1 protein-coding gene is annotated in these 1,108 nt (G+C 40.8%); it reads left to right on the forward strand.

The genetic code is table 11. The annotated features are described in order from the left end of the window. The first annotated feature begins 639 nt into the window (after positions 1-639). Positions 640-1,074, forward strand: coding sequence for a hypothetical protein (locus AC805_RS14755; protein ID WP_055076125.1), 435 nt, complete (start codon positions 640-642; stop codon positions 1,072-1,074). Positions 1,075-1,108: the final 34 nt, after the last annotated feature.

The following is a 1,108-nucleotide window of genomic DNA, read 5'->3' on the forward strand; positions in this document are numbered from 1 at the left end:
TATAGATAATTCAAATAAAAACTACAGCTTCGACTTCGCTCAGCTAGCTTACACCGAGGGCTGAGCGAAGTCGAAGCCCGTCTACAAGTTATTTAAAACAACTATATGACAAAAAACAAGAGGAGAAGGTTGGCGCAAAGCGCCAGCCTTCTCCTCTTATACCAATTCACGAAAGTGTGACAACACTTTTGTGAATTAAACACCAAACCCAGTAAGGTTTTGAGATTCCCAAAAATGGCAACGCCATTTTGGGAATTGGTATTAATGCGAGTGGCGACAGCTATACAAGAGCAAGCCCAAAGGGTATGCCTTTTTACAAAATCAAAATCATAAATAATTTAGAATTACGATAAGTAGCTGGACATAATCAAAAAAACGGAGTCAAAAGCTGTAGCGCTCGCGTGCAGCGAGCGCTATAGCTTTTAGGTTTTATATTTAATTACATCTAGATACTTATAGCTGTCGCCAAGTGTACTAGGACATAAAACCCAAGAATTCATTGGCGGCGCGAAGCGCCGCCAATGAATTCTTGGGTTTTGATTTGTCCTAATTCAAGTGACTGTAGCTATATATGAACTTTCTGACATTTAGCAATGTCTAAGGAATAAGGATGCTAAATTCAGTAATGGGGTTGGCGAAATGGTTCATGTTGATATTCACCATGTAAAATTTCAGGAAAAACAAATGGCTTCATTAAAGTTTGTGGGATTGTTGGCGATCGCAGGTGCAATGTTTTCTTTAAATCCAGACTGTTTGAAAGCACAGGTATTGATCGGCAACAATCAGTCTAACGCTACATCTCCAGCTCAACAGATGCTTCTAGACATGCAACAAAATACCCCTGCGATCGGTGGCGGTAGTATGCAGTTGCTACGATTTACCGACAAAAATGTTTCCTTTGCCCCCTTAGAAGGATTAGACCGACTGTTTAATTGGCAGGTCACGCAGGACGATGGGTTAATGACAGCCCAAACCCTAGGCGATCGCGTTGAAAAGTTTAAATTAAAACAACGCCAGCAGATAATTTCCGATAGTCAGATGTTTGCCGCGATCAATCGGATTAACAATAAGTAATTCGGCATAATAAAAAGACAGAGAGCATACCGCC

This window comes from Pseudanabaena sp. 'Roaring Creek' (assembly GCF_001402795.1).
Taxonomy (GTDB): Bacteria; Cyanobacteriota; Cyanobacteriia; order Pseudanabaenales; family Pseudanabaenaceae; genus Pseudanabaena.

Excerpts from the sequence above, each read along its gene's own strand:
- AC805_RS14755 (WP_055076125.1), top strand. The coding sequence starts at position 640 with ATGGTTCATGTTGATATTCACCATGTAAAATTTCAGGAAAAACAAATG.